We start from the raw sequence: 18,963 nt of genomic DNA on the forward strand, positions 1-18,963 counted from the left end.
AAAAAATTACGTTCTGATATCACGCAATAAAATACCGCAACCCCCATGAGGGGACTGCGGCTTTGTTACGTCAACTTCTTATTCCGGACTTGCATTGCTCATCCAATGATCCACGTGCAGCGGTTCGAAATAATCTTCCCGCTCCGACAGCTGCTTGAGGAGCGCCTCGGCTTCCTCTCGTGTGTTGAATCCGCCCATCGCCAAAATGAATTTGCCTTGCTTCGTCTTTATAATGCTGCTATCATCGGCCGAATACTGTTCCTCCAATATGGCGATCGATTCACCCTGCTCCATCGCTTGGCTGCGCACATAATAAACTTCATGCGGCTTCTTCGCTTCCGTTGCGCCGAACAATTTCAACTGAATATATCCTGGCTGCTGATACTCCGACACGGAATAATCGATGTTCTCTTTTAACTCAACGACGAATCGGAAGGCCGAATCATCCAGAATGATATTGTTGTAGACGTCCTTCACATTCGATAAGGCGCGCATATCCTTCTCCAGTTTCTCGTAATCCAGGTTACGCACCCCATAGAAAGAGAAGATCAAGCGGTTCGGCGCGGTTTTGTAATCCACCGTATAGGCAGGGGCCGTCGATGTCTGTTCTCCGTTCAACGAAAAATTAATGTTCAATTTGTTCTCTTCGACGTTTGTCGTAATGGAGACATTATCTGTACGTTGTCCGCCGCTGCCAATCTGCAGCACCTTCACGATCGAACCAATGACAGGAACATCGGATAGAGCCATCGCAACATTCGGCACATTTACCGTGATCATGATCGCCGCGGCACATGCCGCAGCCAAAGAAGATCTCCGCACCACGTTTCTTCTACGTTTCTCCATTCTCCCACGCAGCTGTGCCTGTTGAATCACTTCGGAAAGACGAGCCGGGATCTCGATATTGTCGTAGCGTTCCTTCCCTGTCATAGCGCATCTACCTCTTTTCTAATCAGACTTTTCTTAAGTTTTTCTATAATCCGGTAAAATTTCGTCTTCACTGTGTTTTCCGGCATCGATAAGACATCAGCCATATCTTTAAATCGCTGATCTTCGAAAATTTTGAGAATAATGATGGCCCGATCTTCGGGATCCAGCTGATCAAGCGCATCATATAAATCCATCTTCTCTTCGAGTGATACTGCACTTTCTTTTGCTGCAACTTCAACCTGGTTATCTTCGAGATAGGTTACTTTCTTCTTCCGCCTGATATGATCCAATGCACAGTTGATGACTATCCGTCCCATCCAGCTCTCGAAATATTCGGGACTCTTCATTCGCTTATAAGCTAAAAATGCCTTGTAAGTCGCTTCCGATACGATATCCAGCGCTTCCTGCTCATTCTTTACATAGCAGTAAGCAAATCGATACATTTTCTCTTTACAGGCTTCTATACGTTCACCGAACTCTTGTTCAGTTAGTCTCGTATTCACATGGTTCACCTCTTTAATGACGTTAGCACACATATGACTGACAGAGATGTGAAATAGTTTCAAATCATCTAAAATAAGATCCGCTTCTCTCTATTCTTGCCCTAATAGTGGGAATAAATGAAAAAACCGATCCGCGGATGAATCCAACGAATCGGTCGTATCTTATCGAAAAACACGGCTTCCTTCCATAATCTCCTGAGCAGATAAAATCGTTGCATCATAGATCGAGGCTTTCGTATTTCTCAGAAAAGCTTGTACAACATGATATCCTACCGCATACCCTGCCGCATAAGACACGCCAACAGGCTGGTATCCTTGTTGTCTTGCAATATCGTCCCCGAACATATAACTGCTAACTTCGGCGAACCCTTTGATATCCCGCGCTTCTTGCATCACAGCAATCGAGTATTCGAGATCTTCTGAATCCATTGAAGTCACCCATGGCCCTAGACTTTCCTCGCCATACAGCGCACTTGCGAAGGAATCGGCTAATCCCTCAATGATCATATATTCGGCCAACGTCACATTGCCATGATCCCAATCAAAATAAGAAAATCGAATATTATGATGAAACTCATGTGCAATAATGGCTGGAATTCTCGGAATGTTGTACGTATTCGGGTATATTATCAGTTGAATATAGCCTGGAATCCCTCCAAAACCTGTGTAGCCTTTCGTGTAAGCGAGCTTGTTCGGATCTGCAAGATACGTCCCTAAGCGCAGCGAATCTGCCTTAACCTGCAACCCAGCTTGTCCCATACATGCGATGCAATACAGTAGGGTCTCCTTAGCCGTCGACAGTATATCGATCTGCTTCAACTGATCAAGACCCCTCTGACCTAAATCTGTGTCATGCATGTTGAGGTACCCAAGCATTGTCGCAGCCATCACGACTTCGTAACCTCCAGCTTGATTCGCCTTCATCGGCACGTTAATGATCCGCCACATCGGTTCGAATGGCTTCATCATCGTATAACGAAAGTAATCTTCTCTCATTTCGTGCGGCAATTCGAACAATGATTCATAATCTTCAATGGTGTTCTCAATATAGAGTTTCAAGCTCCATCCCCTCCAATAAGGTCAAGATACAGTATGACGTAACGACAAGGTCAATACCTTGTTTTCTACAAAAAAACCGCCCTAGAAGGGCGGCTGCTTCATGCCTTGCAACATATTTGAATCGGTCTTACCGTTTATTCCACGAATCTTTGAGCGGAACAATCCGGTTCACAACCAATCGATCTACTGTTGTATTCTTCGAATCAACATGGAAATACCCATGACGGAAACATTGGAACTTCTGATCCGGTTGGATGTGCTTCATGGATGGCTCGAATAGAGCATCCTGTACGGCCACAAGTGACGCAGGATTCACACGATGGGCCCAATCCCCCTCATCGTCCGAAGCCTCTTCTTGCTCTAACAGGAGTCTATCATACAAATGCACATCAGCCGTTACCGCATGATCCGCAGACACCCATTGGATCGTCCCCTTAACCTTGCGATCGGTAAACCCTGTACCGCTCTTCGTAAGCGGGTCATAGGTGCAGCGGAGCTCCGTAATATCGCCGGTGACGGGATCTTTCACAACTTCCTCGCATCGGATAAAATACGCGCCTTTCAATCGAACCTCACCGTGCAATGTTAGTCGGTGGAAGCCCTTCGGCGGATCCTCCATAAAATCGTCTCGTTCAATATAGATTGTTCTCGTAAAGGGCACTTCTCTTTTCCCAAGTGATTCATTCTGCGTATTGTTCTCAATCGATAGCCACTCGAGTCCGTCCTCCGGATAATTCGTAATAACAACCTTCAGTGGTTGAATCACAGCCATGAGGCTGACCGACTGATCCTTCAGATCCTGTCTCAGACAGTGATCCAGCAATGAGATGTCTACGGTGCTATAGGATCGAATGCTCCCGATTTCGTCAATGAAGTTCCGAATGCTAGATGGTGTGAAACCTCTTCTTCTGAGCCCTTGGATAGTCGGGAGTCTCGGATCATCCCATCCATCGACGAATCCGCCTTCGACGAGTTGTCTTAAGAACCGTTTACTTGTCACAACACCGGTTAGATTGAGTCTGCCGAATTCCCTTTGCCTTGGAGGCTCAGGAACCTCGAGCTCGTGCAGCACCCATTCGTACAATGGTCGATGATCTCTAAATTCCAGAGAACATAACGAATAAGTGATCCCTTCCATCGCATCTTGGATCGGATGAGCAAAATCGTACATCGGGTAAATACACCAAGCATGGCCAGTACGATAGTGCGTAGCATGAATAATCCGATAGATAACAGGATCCCGCAGTGTTAGATTGGGTGAATGCATATCGATTTTCGCGCGCAATACTTTGGAGGCGTTAGGATAGATCCCTTTTTTCATATTCCGAAAAAGTTCCAAATTCTCTTCGATGGAACGCTCGCGATAAGGGCTGTTTTTGCCAGGTTCCGTCAGCGTCCCGCGATAATCCCTCATCTCCTCCGGTGACAAATCACAGACATAAGCTTTCCCTCGCTTGATCAATGTGATCGCAGCTTGATAGATTTCTTCAGAGTAATCTGAACCATAATAGATGTGTTCGCCAGGATCATAACCTAGCCACTTGATATCTTCGATAATGGCATTCACGTAAGTGATATCTTCTTTGAGCGGATTCGTATCGTCCAAGCGAAGATGAAATGTACCATTGAACTCCTTAGCCATCATATAATTCGTGTGGATTGCATATGCGCTTCCGATATGAAGAAAGCCATTGGGCTCCGGCGGGAACCGCGTGCACATCTCTCTGTTGAATTCATTCGTCTCAAGTTCATCGCAAATCAGTTTGTATAAAGCATTGTCATCCATGGTTGACGCCTCCTAATGAATGGTGATTGGTGCCAAGAAATAAAAAAAATTTCACCTCCAAGACCTCTGTCTTGGGGACGAAATTTTCGTGGTACCACCCCAGGTTCATTAATATGTCGCCATATTAACCTCTTCAAGTACGGCATGCGTATCACCATGCTTATACTCTAGCTCAATAACGGGAGCTCCCGTCATGCCATCCCCGACCGGTTCCGACATGATGCTCAGAGGCTTGGTTCAGGGAAATGTGCTTCGCTCCCTCTCAGCTGCCGGAGCTCTCTGTGCAAGTCCATTTTCCCTTACTCTTCTCATCATCGCATTTGAATATTGTTATATATCTTAGCAAAGAGCACCACAGTTGTAAATACCGGCCCGTAGAATCAAAAAATCACCCCGAAGGGTGATTTCATGTTGATTTTCGTAACATGACCAACTTGTACAATGAATACACGATGGCAAGAAAAACAAGATAAATCGCGATGGCGATAATCCATTGGTAGGCACCTGACCAGAGGTTATCCCCTACATAGGCGTATACAACCATGATCGGTATTTTGCCGATGAATGTCGTCATCATAAATGTAACGAAAGGAATACGAAATACACCGGCATAGATATTAATTGCGACCGCGGGGAGTATCGGAATCATTCGTGCAATGATCAAAGACCAGAACAGATGGCTATGAATATAGCGGTTACATCGATCGATCACATTTGATCTGGTCAGAAGAGCCTTTCCCCAAGATTGTAACAAATATCTCGTTACACCATAAATCATCACAGCGGCAAGCGTTGAAATGATCAAGTTGTACATACTGCCTGCCATCACGCCGTATTTCGCGCCTACGATCCCCCCAACAATTCCGTAAGGTATGCCAGGAACTGCTGCTATGACCGTCATCACCAATATGACCAATAGAGGATTTCGATCCTGATCGGAAGCAATCCAGCTGAACAGAGCGTCTCGATTCCACCAGATCAGCGATAATACAAGGATATTGATGAGTGCGACGAACCACTTCCTCCATTGCATAAAAGGAATTACTTAACCAAAACTTCTTCTTGTACTTGTGCAGGTTCAACGACCGCAAGGATGTTCGTGTCCGCCATGACGCGACGGGCACCCATGTAGCGCTGCTTGTAGTAGGTTTCGGATAATTTGCTGATCATGACCCCCTTGGAACTGGAGGAATGCGCAAATTGATCTTCGCCTAGATAAATGCCAGCGTGAGATACCCCTTTGCCATCTGTGTTAAAGAAGACAAGATCTCCGGGTTTCAAGTCAACTTGTTCTACCGCTGTACCGAACAAGGACTGTTCTTTGGATGTACGAGGAAGTTCAATCTTGAATTGGTTGAATACATGCAAGATGAACCCTGAGCAATCAAACCCCTCCGTGGTCGTACCGCCCCATTTGTAAGGGGTTCCTATCACTTCGTTGACTGCAACCTTCAGATCGGGCTTTTCCGCCGCAGCGACTGTTCCAGCACTTGCACCAAGCAAGATTGCAGCCGAGAGCAATGTGATAAGTAGCTTCTTCAATGTATTAGTTACTCCTTTCGTAGATGTATTCGCCGTTATTTACCAAAAAATTTACGACGTCCGCCTCTAACATTCGACTTTCGATGCCAATTTCCTTCTTTTTCTTCAAAAAAAGAAACGCTATTCGATCACATAATATATCCAATAGCGCCGCTCTCAACTAAAAAAGCATGACGCTCTTTCACTTAGAAAGATCACCATGCTTCATTGACTACTCCACGGCTGTGCCGAATCGTCTGGCGTTACGCTCGCGCGCCCGTTCCAATTCCGTTTCGCGGTTACGCGGTTCTGCTTGTGTGACGAGTGAATCCAACAGCTTTTTCGCTGCCTCAGCTACTTCATCGATCGCTCGGTGAAAAGCCTCTTCGTTGGCTTTGGATGGGCTGTTGTAGCCTGACAATTTACGTACAAATTGCAACGCAGCTGCTTGAATTTCGTCCTCCGTAGCTGGCGGATCGAAATTGAATAACGTTTTAATATTCCGACACATAACCATTCTCCTTCGACAGGTAGACTCTTGAATACCACGAATTATACAATAATTTGCATGATTTAGAAAATAATAAGATCCCGATCCGAAACCGGACCGAGATCTCTATCTATTACTATTGAACGTTGAAACCTTTGGAGGTTCGCGCACTCGCTAAATGATTTTTTGTCGTTCTCTCCACGTAGATGCGACCTTCCAGGTTGGACAAGGCCACCCCTTCAAAAACAACTGTTGAAGATTCCTTCGTCACTTCCTCAGATGTTGCGATAGGCGTATTGGAAGTAAGCGATGCATATAGGGAAATGACATCTCCTTCCTTCACATCATGGATCGTGATCGTTCCGGATGGATCAACCTGAATATCTCCGCTAAGCACCTTCTCTGACAGATTCGGATAACGCGCGTCGAATAATTCAAACGCATAAATTCGTGTATGACCGCTGCCATCGATACTAATCTGTGCAGGTTCGATAATTTGTAATCGAATAAATCGCGCAGTTACCTCATGCAATAGAATTCGATTGATCGTATGTCCTTTGTTATCCAGGATATCGTCGATGAGGATGAAGTTCTCACCATCATTACTGGCCAGAATCTGTGCTTGTCTTGTGTTCCAGAACGGCGTCTCTCTAGCCTCAGGATGACCACAGTTAATCAAGCGATACTGCTTAATCGTCTGCGGTTGCTGCAAATCAATCGTCAGATATGGTCTGTGCTCCGTCGAGCACCATTTACCGCCTGCGATGGACCCGGTGATGACCTTATCGGCATTTTCATTCTCGTTCGCACTGCTCGAAGCCGTTGCGGTTACGCCTAATGCGCTTAATGCGATATTGTTCATGTCATAAGCAGGTTCTACGGCTTGCCCTTCTGTCCCGGCTGCAACCGCCGTTAGGAGGATCATATCTGCAATGAACGGCTTAATGACATGTGTTCCGACATCCACCGTAAAGTCTGTTGGAACCCCCTCTTTGAGGCGATTCACTTTGCAATCTTCCATCGCATTCAGGAGGTCCCTAGCGGATTCATGATGTACTTCCATCGCTAGCAGGTCACCATTCCCCATACAGATCATCGCATGGATCACTTGCTGTGCTGCACGTGCCAGTAATGAGAATGCATCTAAGAATGGATTCAACTCCTGAACAAGGTTTACATTCGAGCATTTCGTCCGTATATTCGTTACCGCGTCTTCCATCCGAGTGAACTGCGTAAGAAGTCTATTCGCCGCTTGACGAACATCCGTGCCTTGTGCGATCCCTTCCTTGACGGCACGAACATCGTCTTTCAACATCCAACTCTCGTCAAATAGAAAATCACCGCTCACACCGCCATCATCCAAAAGATAACAGCTATTCGACGCGAAGATTTCGAGATCTTCCGCAACTTCAGGCGCCAGCGCCTTGAAAGAGGCGGAGAAGCTTATGTCACAGTCAAAAGCATCCGTATTCCAGTTATGATCAGCAATGCAGAACAATGCTTGCTTGGAAGCTTGCGCTTGGTTCATCGGATTGGAGAAAAAGCCGTTGACATTATTCAGATCAGAGCTGACGTTCTCGATCTTGCCCATCAAAATTTTGTTGTCGCAATAATCATTCACAGGGTAATTCCACCATACGGATAAGTTCTTATCGGATCCGATCGTCCGTTTCGGGGAATCAAATTGTTCTCTCGAGATATTGGACATCGTCGCTGCCCCGGTCCACATGACTTCGACATCCTCATGGAGGATTTCGACGAATGGTTTGAGATATTCCGTCATCGACGGTCCCCATGCTTCGCAATACCGCGTTCCGACCGTAAGCAACGGTCGAATATCGCCTTTTGCTTTTACAAATTCGGTATCAATGCGATTGATAAATTCCGCTTGCTCGGGTCCATTCGGAACGCCGACCAAATCATCGAATAATACACCGAACTGCCTTACACCAAGTTGATAGAGCTGCTCTAACTTCGTTATACAAGATTGGAAATCTTCCTCTAACGACAGATCAATCGAATCGCCAGGATGAATGGTCCATACGAAATTCAAATTATTGCGATGTCCAGCAGCAGCGAGTTCTGCAATCTCTTGCGCTTTCTCCGATGGATATAGTTCTCTCCAGCTTTTACGATGATAAGGATCATCTTTAGGTGCATAAATAAATGTGTTGAGCTTCTGCTCACCACCGAATTTCATCAGATCGATACGGTCCGCATGACTCCAAGGGTAGCCGTAGAAGCCCTCTATATAACCGCGATACAATATTTTAGGATAGTCCGTTATGCACACACGCTTAACCATCCGGTTGATCGATTGATTCAAAATTTGCTGCAAGGTAATAACGCCATAATGAATGCCGTCAGCGTCATGTCCGATAATAGCAATATGCGTTAGACGCTTACCGTCAATAATAAGTTGGTATCCTTCTCGACGTGTTACCGCTTCCATAGATTCTGAATCAATGCCGGCTGTTAATAATAGATCATGCTGCAATCCTTGCTTGGTGAGAATCAAATTCGTTACATGATCCTTGAATGTATCCGAGACGGAATACGAATAGCCATGCTGCGTTAACAATTCTTGCACCTTTGGCAGCGTTGCTATTTTAAGGCCTTGCTCGGCAATGATATGAATGTGATCCGTAAGATAGGTCTCGCCTCCGAGCGCTTGCACTTGTTGTGGAACGGGGAAAATTGAAAATTCATTGCTTAATGCTTCATTTGTAGGTTTCATCATCGCTGTCCTCTTCTCCCTCCCGTGTCGTCGTGCTGAAGTAAGAGCTGCACGGGTTTCTACGTTTTGTATTTAATATCGAGGTGTTTTTGACTAGTTCAATATATCACACTACTCCATCCTGTCAATAAAAATGACCAGGCCACTCATCTCAGATGAGCGATCTGATCATTATTGCTAGTCCCTGCATGTCCAACGCTGAAAAGAAGGTAGACGATAGGCAAGTTCTAAGCTTATAGGGAATTGCAACATTGACGATGCAGAAAAACCTATTGTACGATATGGACAATAGTAGATGACGGAAAGAAGGATATTCACCTTGAAAGAGAATCAAACCCACCCGCTCGTGAACTTCGAGGAGCGTAACGCTACGCTGCGCGCCGATTGCGAGCAATGCTTCGGATTATGTTGTGTATCACTAGCCTTTGCAGCCTCCGCTGACTTTGCTATCGATAAAAATCCCGGGCAACCCTGCCACAATCTGCAAGAAGATTACCGATGCGGTGTTCATACGGATCTTGTCAATCTTGGATTTCGAGGCTGTACCGTATTCGATTGCTTCGGTGCAGGACAGAAGATTTCACAGTTCACGTATGAAGGCAAAGATTGGCGTCAGGACAAGTCCTCCGCACAAGAAATGTTCGAGCTCTTCCCGAAAATGTGGCATCTGCATGAGCTGCTCTGGTACTTGAGTGAAGCGCTTATGCAGCCTGCTGCGAATTCAATTCATGAGCAGCTGCACGAAATGCTGGCAGAGACGGAACGATTAACCCTGCTCAGTCGTAGCGAGCTGATCAACGTGGATGTCGCCTTACACCGCATGCACGTCAATACTCTTCTCCTTCAAGCGAGCGAACTGGTCAGAGCCGAGGCACTTCGTGGATTGAAGAATCCTCCACGTTATCCTAAAAAGGTTGGCCGGGGCGCCGATCTCATGGGGGCGAATCTTCGAGGTGCCAATTTGCTCGGAGCGAACCTGCGAGGAGCTTATCTGATCGCGGCAGACCTTCGCGGCGCGAATCTACAGCAAGCCGATCTCATCGGTTCGGATTTCAGAGATACGGATCTGCGCGGGGCAGATTTGAGTACAAGCTTATTTCTTACGCAATCACAGGTGAACGCTGCAAAAGGCGATGAGTCGACTAAGCTACCCGCTTCGCTAATACGACCGCCGCATTGGTCCAAGAAAACGGGTTGAAGGTGCGCGCACAAGCGGACAAAGCAAAGACTTCATCATCCATGATGGATGATGAAGTCTTTTTGTTGCATCACATGACGATAACGCCTACCAGGCAGCGTGTCCCCAGTCCGCTTGACGTTCATTTGCTCAAAAATTCCTCAAACCGCTTATACACCTTCATCGCAATCGCCACTCGTTCCGGCAAATCGCGCTTCAGTTGATTAAAATACTCATGTCCGCTGTCGGTAATCTCGTAGAATCGGTTAAATCGATTATCCGACTCCCACTGGCTAGTCACATGTCCTTTCTCTGCGAGCACCTTCAGCCGTTGCGCGAGATAGGAATCGTTCACACCAACGCCGCCTAGCGATTTGGTTATCATCAAATCGAGCTGCTTGCCGTAACGCCGGCCATGCCGAAGTTCACTGAGCACCATGAAGTCCATCACCTGCTGAACTTTGACGATATGTCCAAGCGAGTTCGTCTTCACCATTTTATCTTCTGAATTGCGCATCGATCATGCCCTCCTTATGTACTATAAATCTATGATTCTAGTATATTCCAACTTGAAAGTAATACCTAGCAGAGATCTAACACGCCACCATTCATGCTTCCGATCGGTATTATACTCTTTTCTGCCTTTTTCCAAGGTTTTCTGATGCATACCGTATTCGTAGGAACAAAGTCCGATCGTCGTATGGAGATCATATATCAGAAATAGAGTGCGCAAACGGATGGCTGATGCAGAACGGTAAGAGAATTATGTGCAAACACGTATTTTTATATCACGCTGTTATTGGATGGTCTACCTATTTATTTTGAGCCTTACCCCAGTTTATTCTAGAACATTTGTTCCCATTTTGTCAAATTTCGACTTGTTTCCTTAACAATAAAAACCTAACGAATCCTCACTTGGCTCTCTGCTCTTTCTATTTCGTGTTAGAAAAACCCCAGGATCTCTGAGGTTTTAACGATCTAATGACCTATGGGACTCAAGCCATTCACGCTCGAGTATGAAGAAATTCACGAAACTGCTCTACGGAATGAAATTCTAAGATCTCCACGCCACGTGCTACGATGTGCTCTCTAAACTTAGACTCAAGTTGTTGTACGGCTCGTTCAAGCGGCAATAAATTCTGCGCATCGAATAGGTCGACCAAATTCGGAAACCCGGCTTTCACATATATGTCTTGGTACACTAAATTCGGTTCCAGTTCAACGGGCCAATATCCACGTTCTGAATAATACAAAAACTTGGCGATGATATCTTGCAGACTAACGGACCAGAAATAGGCTGTATCCCTATCCTTCTTTTCACACGCTTCCGTCAATTTGTTGAATATCCCTTTGAACTCCTCATAGAATCCTCTCATCCGATCCGTATACGAGGGTCCATTCGTATACGATTCCTTCTGCTGAACGAGAAGTTCAACCGTCTCTTGTACAAGCTCCTCACCGTTGACTTGCATTTCTTGGCAGGAATTCGAATGCACCAGGGTATGTATGTAATCAGCAAGTCTCGCAGGTCGTATCTCGAAATTTAGGATCTGGTCCATGTTCTTGCCCCACCCTTTTCGCAGGTATGTCCCGTTGATTAACGCGAGACTATAGAGCACTTTCGTTAGCACCTCTTGTGATTCGATTCGGAAAAATGCTAGATTCTCCCGACCCGACGTAGATCTCATTTTGTACAAATGCACATAGGCGCGTTGAAGTTCAGTCTCTGCTCGATCGAGCAAATTCAGACCCGACGGATTCTTAATTTTCTCTTGCAATTGATAAAAACGTTCACGATCCGCATCCGATCGCGCATACAACAGACGGCAGTCCGCAATAATCGAAGTATTCGATTCCTCGTAATTCGCCATTCGTTCGGCTCGATCCCAACCGATCGGCCAGAAATCAAAGCTAATGCCATCAATGATGAACTGGATACTCGCACGATAACCATCGGATGTCGCTGGAATGAAGAAGAAATCGAGATCCGATTTAGGGTTCGCTGTCCCTTGGACATATGAACCGTAACAGGCGACAATTGCAATATCATCTGGGCAGTGCTGCTCGATATGTGACACTAATGCGCTAGAAACATCAAATACATGAAACATATTGGATTTCAACTCCGATGCGTATTATTTAATCGTCATTTAGCTCATAGGGTCAATACAATCTCGGATCGCTTCGATGACGACGCTTGGTTCGGTCAGCGATGTTCCTGGCTCCGAGTCCATTCCGATTGAACAAATGCTCTCATCTGCTGCGTATATTCCTCCCACAGGTAATCTTTATTCTCAATAATCAATTTCGGTACGTTCCACGCTTCAATCGCCTCTCGTACGAACGTCTGGCTGCGCGACCATAACGCCGCGGCTTCTCTGAAATCTTCATCCGTGTGCAAAGATACAGGTCCCCATTCGTTCCCACGAACGCCGCAAATGTAGCGCCACTGCCCTTCTACATTTAGATGATAGGTATAGATGACTGCAGGTGATAGAGGCGACAGAATTTGCTGAATGGAACGGACTAAGCTTGCCAATCGACCACGCTCCATGCCCATATGCACCGCCATGCTAACCGTATCTTGGAACAATACGCTTTCAATAATCGTCACTTCATAGTTACTACTAAGCTGGTCGGTTACAAATTGCTGATAGCACGATTGGAAAAGCTGGCTGAATCGATCTGCCTCAGCTTCTGATGCCAGACTTTCGAAAGATTCATTCAGCAGCATCAGCGGATGGTTCTCTTCCAACTCTAAAATACACCGATGGTTCACCCCCCACTGTGACAAGGATTCAGACAGCATCTTCGCACTTGTCGTCTTTCCTGAACCAGGCATGCCATCAATAATAATTAATCTCGTACGGTTCATGTACATCTCCTCCTTCAATTTCATTTGATTCGCATAAAAATAAGGGGCAAGCATATCCATATAGGGATAGGGGGCATCGTATATGCAACTCATACTATTTGCTATTTTATTCGTTCTACTCGCTATATGGTTGATAAGCTTTACTTTCACATTCCGTAGCCAAATTCCTAGCATGACGGGCATGATGTCTGCTATGACGCTTGGCATGACAGTTGGGCTTGTCTTAGGCAGCATGATCCCGCTATGGTTGCCAGGACTCTTCTTCCAATCGACTGTCGTTAGCATGATGATCGGCGGATTAGCCGGGGTGATCATCGGATGGCCCATTAGTCTTATGGCCGTCTTGGATGGTCTATTGTCCGGGATGATGGGCGGTATGATGGGCGCGATGCTCATGTTCATGATGCCTGAAGCGTACATATCCGTCACGGTCAAAATCATCTCCATCCTGTGCAGCGGCATTCTGTACGTGTTGTTCATCATGCTGCAGGCCGAGGTAGGAACAGAACTGCTCAAGCAGCGTTCGTTCCTAGTCGCCAGACCTGCACCGATGTTCTTCGTGATTCTTGTTCTACTCGTCATTGGGCTGCAGGTGCCAACAGACACTAGGGACGCCCGTTCACCTCTCGCGAACCTTACGCCTGATGCGTCCAACACGAAGCATCATCATGGGAATTCAGCCTTACCAGAGCAACATTATGATAACGCGGATCAAGAACTTCGTGTGACAGCAAGCGAATTTACCTTCGTCCCTAACAACATTCAGGTGCGTGCGAACCAGCCAATACGGCTAACGCTCCACAACTCCGGTCAGATGGAGCATGATTTCGAAGTCGTCGGTACGGACATTCACATACATGCCGCAGCCGGCAAGCAAATAAGCAACATCGTTCAGTTCACAGAGCCTGGAACCTATGAAGTCATATGTACTTTGCCAGGACACCAAGAACCCGGAATGACTGCAACGATCCAAGTCGATGCGTAGGCGGTCATGACACCTCCAAGTTCGGTCAGCAGCCACTCGCAACCCTTCCGCTTCCAAGCACGCTAAAAAGCCGTGAATGAACAACGTTCACCACGGCTCTGTTAACCATACATGCAAATGGGTAGCGGTAATGCTTCAATTGCGGGATGGACAAATCCAATTCGATCGGATGATATCGTTCAAGAAGGCAGTATGCAGTTGATATAATGTGTTCTTGAACTTAGCCATCAGAATGTGATCCCACCATTTCCACGATTTGTTATCAGTATACTGGAATACCATGAAATTACAACCCTTTTTTTTCCACATCTCTGAACCATGATTTACATGATGTAGATCATATCCTTTCTACACATTTATCTTATATGCTTCAATCGTACAGTCAACTGGAGGTGACATCGATGAAAATGAAAGTTTTTGCCGTTCTCATGACCGCTGTAATTACCATCGGCATTGGAACCGTAGCGTATGCGTCAAATGTTCTACCGGGCTCTTTCAAAGAAATGCTTCCGTTCATGAAGGAAATGCATCCACAGATGAATGATACGGAATTAGAGCAAATGTACAATAACTGCCATTCCATGATGAATGGTTCATATGATGCCTAATGAGCATGCAAAAAAAAGACCCGGCAATGGCCGGGTCTTTTTGCTAATAATTTTTCGTTTGCAGTTGATCTAAGCTTTTGAACTCATAACCTTGGCGCTTCGCTTCGGTGAGAATTGCCCCCAACGCCATGGTGTTGTCTCTCGATACCGAATGAAGCAAAATAACGGCGCCCGGATGCAGTTGGTTCATAACCGAATCATAAGCATATTTCCAGCCGCGCTGTGCATTCGTATCCCAATCCTTATAGGCAATGGACCAGAAGACACTTGTGTAACCAAGTTCCTTGCTCGCCTGCAGGATTCGTTCATTAAAAATGCCTCGCGGCGGTCGTAAATACGTCATCGGCTTCTGATTCGTGAGCTGTTGCACTTCAGACTTCACCTTATCCAATTCCTCACGCAGCTTCGCGTTCGAGATTTGGCTCATATCCGGATGACTCCAGGAATGGTTGCCGATCAGATGGCCTTCCGCGACCATACGCTTAATGAGCTCCGGTTCTTCCTTTACATAATGCCCTGTCACGAAGAAAATCGCAGGTACCTTATGCTCCTTGAGGATATCGAGAATTTTTGGCGTAAACCCGTTCTCATACCCGTTATCGAAGGTGAGATATAATTCCTTCTTCGTCACATCGCCAAGGAATATGGAGCTATGTCTCACCAGAATATCTTTGAACCCTTCTTCTTGAATCGAGGCTGACTGATGATTTTTGCTCTTCTTAAATCCAAAATGATAAGGATTACCGCTAGATGCATGTGCTGTGTGCGTCATATATGGCAGCGCCGTTGTGACGAACAACATGATCATAACGGTCAGATATCGTACGTGTTTGATGTCTGTGTTCCCCTTTCTATCCGATCGTGGTGTCGATCAATCCATAGATAATATCCCCGATCCTGCCAATGCTATTCCTTATCATGGTAAAAAAACGGCGAAAGGGTATGAATTGAAAAAGAAAGGGCATCCATGCCCTTCAGATAAACTGAATGCACCGATGCCCCTATTGCTATGGCAGTGAATGAATCGATACTTTCGAGACTTGCTTCTCCCAAGAATCGCTGCCGGACAGCTCAATCTTGAAGTAATTCGTTCCTGCAGGGATCGCGGACTGCGGCGTGTAAACCTTGCGGTACCACTGACTTCCCGTATAGACACCATCTGTACTCACATGAACGATTTGACTCCAATTGACGTTATCCGGTGAGGCATAGAAAGCTACGCCATTCCACTGATTGAATTGGTAGAGCGTTGCCGAGAAATTCGTCATATTCGGGATGTTATAGACGAAGCTCTCTGTCGTGCCACTCGTTCGCTTCACTCGCGATGTATCGCCATTGAAATAACCGCTGTTCGACGAGTCCAACGCGAGACCGCTCGTATGCGAGAATGTCTTCGACCAATCATTTAGGTCATCCGTCATACTAATTTCCGGATCTGGTGTTGAGCCATTCTCCCCAACGAATGTAACGACACTCTTCGGAGGAATGACACTATTGAACTTTCCATTCACGAGCTGTATGTTACGGCCTTGGCCTAGGCTTAAGCTATCATTGGTTGTGTATGGCGTAATTTTACCGGCTGTAAACCCATTCGGTACGAAATTGAGATCGGCGGAAGCATTCGTATCATTCACGGCAACGATTGTGAACTTGCCCGTAGCCGGATCTTTGTAGGCAGACGTATAGACACCGGATTGCGGATTATCGGTTGCACCGATCCGAACATAACCAGGCTTAATGAACTTGCTATAGTTGCCGAATGTAAAGTAACGTTTCGTTAACTGGTATGTGCTCGTATCTTTATATACATTGATCAGACCTTCGTCATTATTGCCTGGGATGGCACCCGTCCAATACATCCATGCGTTGACGTTCGCCTTCGTCATGAAATCATGGATTTGTCTCGCAAATTTGAGGCCCGATCCCATGCCCGGGTCATACGAATCGACTTTGGACACTTCGGTCATCCATACCTTTTTCCCTTTGGCCACCGCTGTGCTGAAAGGCTGTGTCGGGAGCTCGACATTAATGACGGGTACAGGATAATTGTGCCCACCGACGATGTCGATGCGCTCCGCAGATGCCGGATTATTCAGCGCGTCCTTCATCAGATCTTCCGACCACCAGGACGGTTCGCCCACGACGACCTTCGTCGCTTGCACGCCTTCGTTAATCATTGCTTGTTTGAGATAGTCTTTCACGAATACTTCAATATTGGTGGAGTTCCATTCGCTTGAATCCCAAGTGAGGAAGGTCATGGAGTTGGGTTCATTGGCGATGGATACGGCATACAGATCGATGCCGAATTGGGATTTGTATTCTTTAATGAATTTGGACATGAGCTGCGCATAATCGCCATAGTTCCCGGATTTGAGATAACCGCCATTTGTTGTGGAGTTGTTCGTCTTCATCCAAGCCGGCGGGCTCCATGTGGTCGCCATAATCTTATTCACGCCTCGTGCCTGTGCTTGCTGCATGACCCAGACTTGATCCGGTCTAGCATTGAAGTCGTATTGCCCTGGGGATGGGTTAAATTGTGGGAATATCGCACCTCGAAAGATCGAAACGCCAATACCATTATTCGGATCGAACAATAGATCCATAATCTGACTTCTTGCCGGTTCTTGCAAATCGTAGATGGCATCTGACCATCCTGCTTGCGAGACGCCGAATCCATCAATGTCTTGCTTGACGTCGTTCCAATTCACTGTGACATCGGTAGCTGCGCTTACGGTCGTCGGTGCGGCTATGATCGTCATCATCAGCATGCTGCTTGCAAGTCCTCCAGTGAACAGCTTCTTGATCCATTTTCTCATCAACCATGTACCACCTTTCAACATTGAAATGGGTTTAGGAACATGTGAATCCGATGCTGATTGGATATGTGAGATTCATCACATCGCCATTATATTTCATTTTTAACTTATTTACTACTCATTTTGTGACTTTATTTGTGTATTTTTTTGACTTTAACGATAAGTTAATATTTCTTTGATACCCATTCCGTGTCTACTGGGCAAGACGAATTTCGAACAAACAAAAAGAGCACTGTCATGCTTGCGACAGCGCCCTTGAATCCTATAGATAGAGAATTAACCTTGTTTTTGCTTATGCTTGGCATTCTCACAGATGACCATAACAGTTCTATTTCTTCGAATGGTTTTACATTTCTCACACATCGGTTTTACAGATGGTCTGACTTTCATTCGTCATTCCTCCTTGTTCAATATGAAATGAAATTATTGATTATCATATCGATTTGGTCGTGACAAATCAATTGAAAATGACTGGAAACTCGCTATGACTATGTTTCCTTGAGAAAAGGTATGATCCGGCTCGTCTGCTGAATAATGATATGCCCGACATCCGGAAGAAGTGTGATGTGCGCATCAGGCCGCAGCTTGGTGAGTCTATCGACGGTCTTTTTAGCATCAAGCATCACATCTTTTGCGCCAGCGATTAACAGGATGGGCATTGTCAACTCGCGGAGCTCCGTATCTGTGAAGATAGGCACCGGTTCACTGCGAAAGCGAAAGTGGCGTGCGATTTTTTTGACATGCTTGGAGGCTTCTTCGGGAATGGTCTGGTTACCATTGACAAGACGCGTAACCTTATCCCTTCCTTTCTCGCCGAATAACAGGAGCGGCATGGCCCGAAACAGGAATGAAATTTTCTGAGGTCCAATGCCAGAAGGGGATATGAGAACGATATGATTAACCTTACTCGGATGTTTGACTGCATAATGGATAGCCATCCATGCGCCGAGCGAAATACCGATAAATGATGCACTCTCCAGTTGGAGCAAACGTAGAACATCGTCCAGCCACTCAGAATACGCTTGGCCTTTTAGTGTATATTGTTTCTCTTCGCTCTTCCCTGGATCACCGGGAATATCAACGGCATACACCCTGTAATGCTTCGAATACGCAGCAATATCGCCAATCCACATCGACGAATTAGAACCGGAGCCATGCAATAGAATAATCGGCGGCGAGGATGGTTCCCCACATGCAATAACACACGTTTCTCCATATTGCGTATTAAGCAGCATTTCTTCAAATGGAACAGTGCATTTGGCAAGAATTCGGTTATAGTCATTTAAGATCGCGTCTTTTCCTGATTTTGATTTAAACAATGATTTGTTATTCACCATAAATTCCTCTCTCATCTCAATTAGTTATTAATAACATAGGTTAAAAGTAACACAATAATCCGTGATAGTAAATAAGGTCGATATCATTTAGACACCTCGCGCGCCCTTCTGAAAAAACAAAAAAGAGCAGCTGTCTAAG

General features: G+C 45.9%; 18 protein-coding genes and 1 other annotated feature. Of the genes, 3 read left to right on the top strand and 15 right to left on the bottom strand.

Annotated features, from left to right (window positions below; all coding sequences use genetic code 11):
- Nucleotides 1-78: 78 nt before the first annotated feature.
- From GCU39_RS10780 to GCU39_RS10815, 8 genes are all read right to left on the bottom strand, one after another.
- Nucleotides 79-930, bottom strand: coding sequence for an SPOR domain-containing protein (locus GCU39_RS10780; protein WP_152393506.1), 852 nt, complete (start codon nucleotides 928-930; stop codon nucleotides 79-81).
- Nucleotides 927-1,433 (bottom strand): sigma-70 family RNA polymerase sigma factor, encoded by a 507-nt coding sequence (locus tag GCU39_RS10785; RefSeq protein WP_227793539.1) that lies wholly within the window; start codon nucleotides 1,431-1,433, stop codon nucleotides 927-929. Before GCU39_RS10785 ends, GCU39_RS10780 begins: the two co-directional genes overlap by 4 nt.
- 162 nt (nucleotides 1,434-1,595) lie before the next feature.
- Entirely contained in the window at nucleotides 1,596-2,492 is an 897-nt protein-coding gene (locus tag GCU39_RS10790) for a DUF2268 domain-containing putative Zn-dependent protease (RefSeq protein WP_152393507.1), read from the bottom strand.
- A 127-nt stretch (nucleotides 2,493-2,619) separates the two neighbouring features.
- Nucleotides 2,620-4,278 (bottom strand): glutamine--tRNA ligase/YqeY domain fusion protein, encoded by a 1,659-nt coding sequence (locus tag GCU39_RS10795; protein ID WP_152393508.1) that lies wholly within the window; start codon nucleotides 4,276-4,278, stop codon nucleotides 2,620-2,622.
- A 70-nt stretch (nucleotides 4,279-4,348) separates the two neighbouring features.
- Nucleotides 4,349-4,602: a binding site (T-box leader), on the bottom strand.
- Nucleotides 4,603-4,684: 82 nt separating this feature from the next.
- Nucleotides 4,685-5,311 carry a TVP38/TMEM64 family protein gene (locus GCU39_RS10800; protein ID WP_152393509.1) on the bottom strand — a complete coding sequence of 209 codons (627 nt, stop codon included), beginning with the start codon at nucleotides 5,309-5,311 and terminating at the stop codon, nucleotides 4,685-4,687.
- Between the two features lie 8 nt (nucleotides 5,312-5,319).
- The gene (locus tag GCU39_RS10805) at nucleotides 5,320-5,820 is read right to left on the bottom strand and encodes a C40 family peptidase (protein WP_152393510.1); all 501 of its coding nucleotides are present in this window, start codon (nucleotides 5,818-5,820) and stop codon (nucleotides 5,320-5,322) included.
- Between the two features lie 211 nt (nucleotides 5,821-6,031).
- Nucleotides 6,032-6,310, bottom strand: coding sequence for a DUF2277 domain-containing protein (locus GCU39_RS10810; RefSeq protein WP_152393511.1), 279 nt, complete (start codon nucleotides 6,308-6,310; stop codon nucleotides 6,032-6,034).
- A 115-nt stretch (nucleotides 6,311-6,425) separates the two neighbouring features.
- Nucleotides 6,426-9,029 carry a glycoside hydrolase family 84 protein gene (locus GCU39_RS10815; protein ID WP_152393512.1) on the bottom strand — a complete coding sequence of 868 codons (2,604 nt, stop codon included), beginning with the start codon at nucleotides 9,027-9,029 and terminating at the stop codon, nucleotides 6,426-6,428.
- A 316-nt stretch (nucleotides 9,030-9,345) separates the two neighbouring features.
- Here GCU39_RS10815 and GCU39_RS10820 point away from each other — a divergent pair, with 316 nt between their 5' ends.
- Nucleotides 9,346-10,224 carry a pentapeptide repeat-containing protein gene (locus tag GCU39_RS10820; RefSeq protein WP_227793540.1) on the top strand — a complete coding sequence of 293 codons (879 nt, stop codon included), beginning with the start codon at nucleotides 9,346-9,348 and terminating at the stop codon, nucleotides 10,222-10,224.
- 121 nt (nucleotides 10,225-10,345) lie between these two features.
- Here GCU39_RS10820 and GCU39_RS10825 read toward each other — a convergent pair whose 3' ends face one another.
- From GCU39_RS10825 to GCU39_RS10835, 3 genes are all read right to left on the bottom strand, one after another.
- On the bottom strand, nucleotides 10,346-10,720 hold the full coding sequence (locus GCU39_RS10825) for a PadR family transcriptional regulator (RefSeq protein ID WP_152393514.1): 375 nt from the start codon (nucleotides 10,718-10,720) through the stop codon (nucleotides 10,346-10,348).
- A 487-nt stretch (nucleotides 10,721-11,207) separates the two neighbouring features.
- Nucleotides 11,208-12,314, bottom strand: a complete 1,107-nt coding sequence (locus GCU39_RS10830; protein WP_152393515.1) for a kanamycin nucleotidyltransferase C-terminal domain-containing protein — start codon at nucleotides 12,312-12,314, stop codon at nucleotides 11,208-11,210.
- Nucleotides 12,315-12,409: 95 nt separating this feature from the next.
- Nucleotides 12,410-13,078 (bottom strand): P-loop NTPase family protein, encoded by a 669-nt coding sequence (locus GCU39_RS10835; RefSeq protein ID WP_152393516.1) that lies wholly within the window; start codon nucleotides 13,076-13,078, stop codon nucleotides 12,410-12,412.
- Between the two features lie 82 nt (nucleotides 13,079-13,160).
- On the opposite strand from GCU39_RS10835, the gene GCU39_RS10840 reads away from it, so the two are divergent.
- Nucleotides 13,161-14,063, top strand: coding sequence for a cupredoxin domain-containing protein (locus tag GCU39_RS10840; protein WP_152393517.1), 903 nt, complete (start codon nucleotides 13,161-13,163; stop codon nucleotides 14,061-14,063).
- A 401-nt stretch (nucleotides 14,064-14,464) separates the two neighbouring features.
- Entirely contained in the window at nucleotides 14,465-14,671 is a 207-nt protein-coding gene (locus GCU39_RS10845; RefSeq protein ID WP_152393518.1) for a hypothetical protein, read from the top strand.
- A 43-nt stretch (nucleotides 14,672-14,714) separates the two neighbouring features.
- Here GCU39_RS10845 and pdaA read toward each other — a convergent pair whose 3' ends face one another.
- The 4 genes from pdaA to GCU39_RS10865 form a co-directional block, all read right to left on the bottom strand.
- On the bottom strand, nucleotides 14,715-15,479 hold the full coding sequence (pdaA, locus tag GCU39_RS10850; protein WP_152393519.1) for a delta-lactam-biosynthetic de-N-acetylase: 765 nt from the start codon (nucleotides 15,477-15,479) through the stop codon (nucleotides 14,715-14,717).
- Nucleotides 15,480-15,678: 199 nt separating this feature from the next.
- Nucleotides 15,679-17,487: a glycoside hydrolase family 30 protein gene (locus GCU39_RS10855; RefSeq protein WP_193726869.1), complete on the bottom strand. Its 1,809-nt coding sequence runs from the start codon at nucleotides 17,485-17,487 to the stop codon at nucleotides 15,679-15,681.
- A gap of 276 nt (nucleotides 17,488-17,763) precedes the next feature.
- The gene (rpmJ, locus tag GCU39_RS10860; protein ID WP_152393521.1) at nucleotides 17,764-17,877 is read right to left on the bottom strand and encodes a 50S ribosomal protein L36; all 114 of its coding nucleotides are present in this window, start codon (nucleotides 17,875-17,877) and stop codon (nucleotides 17,764-17,766) included.
- 98 nt (nucleotides 17,878-17,975) lie between these two features.
- A complete protein-coding gene (locus GCU39_RS10865; protein ID WP_227793542.1) occupies nucleotides 17,976-18,806 on the bottom strand; it encodes an alpha/beta fold hydrolase in 831 nt (276 codons plus the stop codon).
- Between the last annotated feature and the right edge of the window lie 157 nt (nucleotides 18,807-18,963).

The organism is Paenibacillus guangzhouensis, from assembly GCF_009363075.1.
Lineage (GTDB): Bacteria > Bacillota > Bacilli > Paenibacillales > Paenibacillaceae > Paenibacillus_K > Paenibacillus_K guangzhouensis.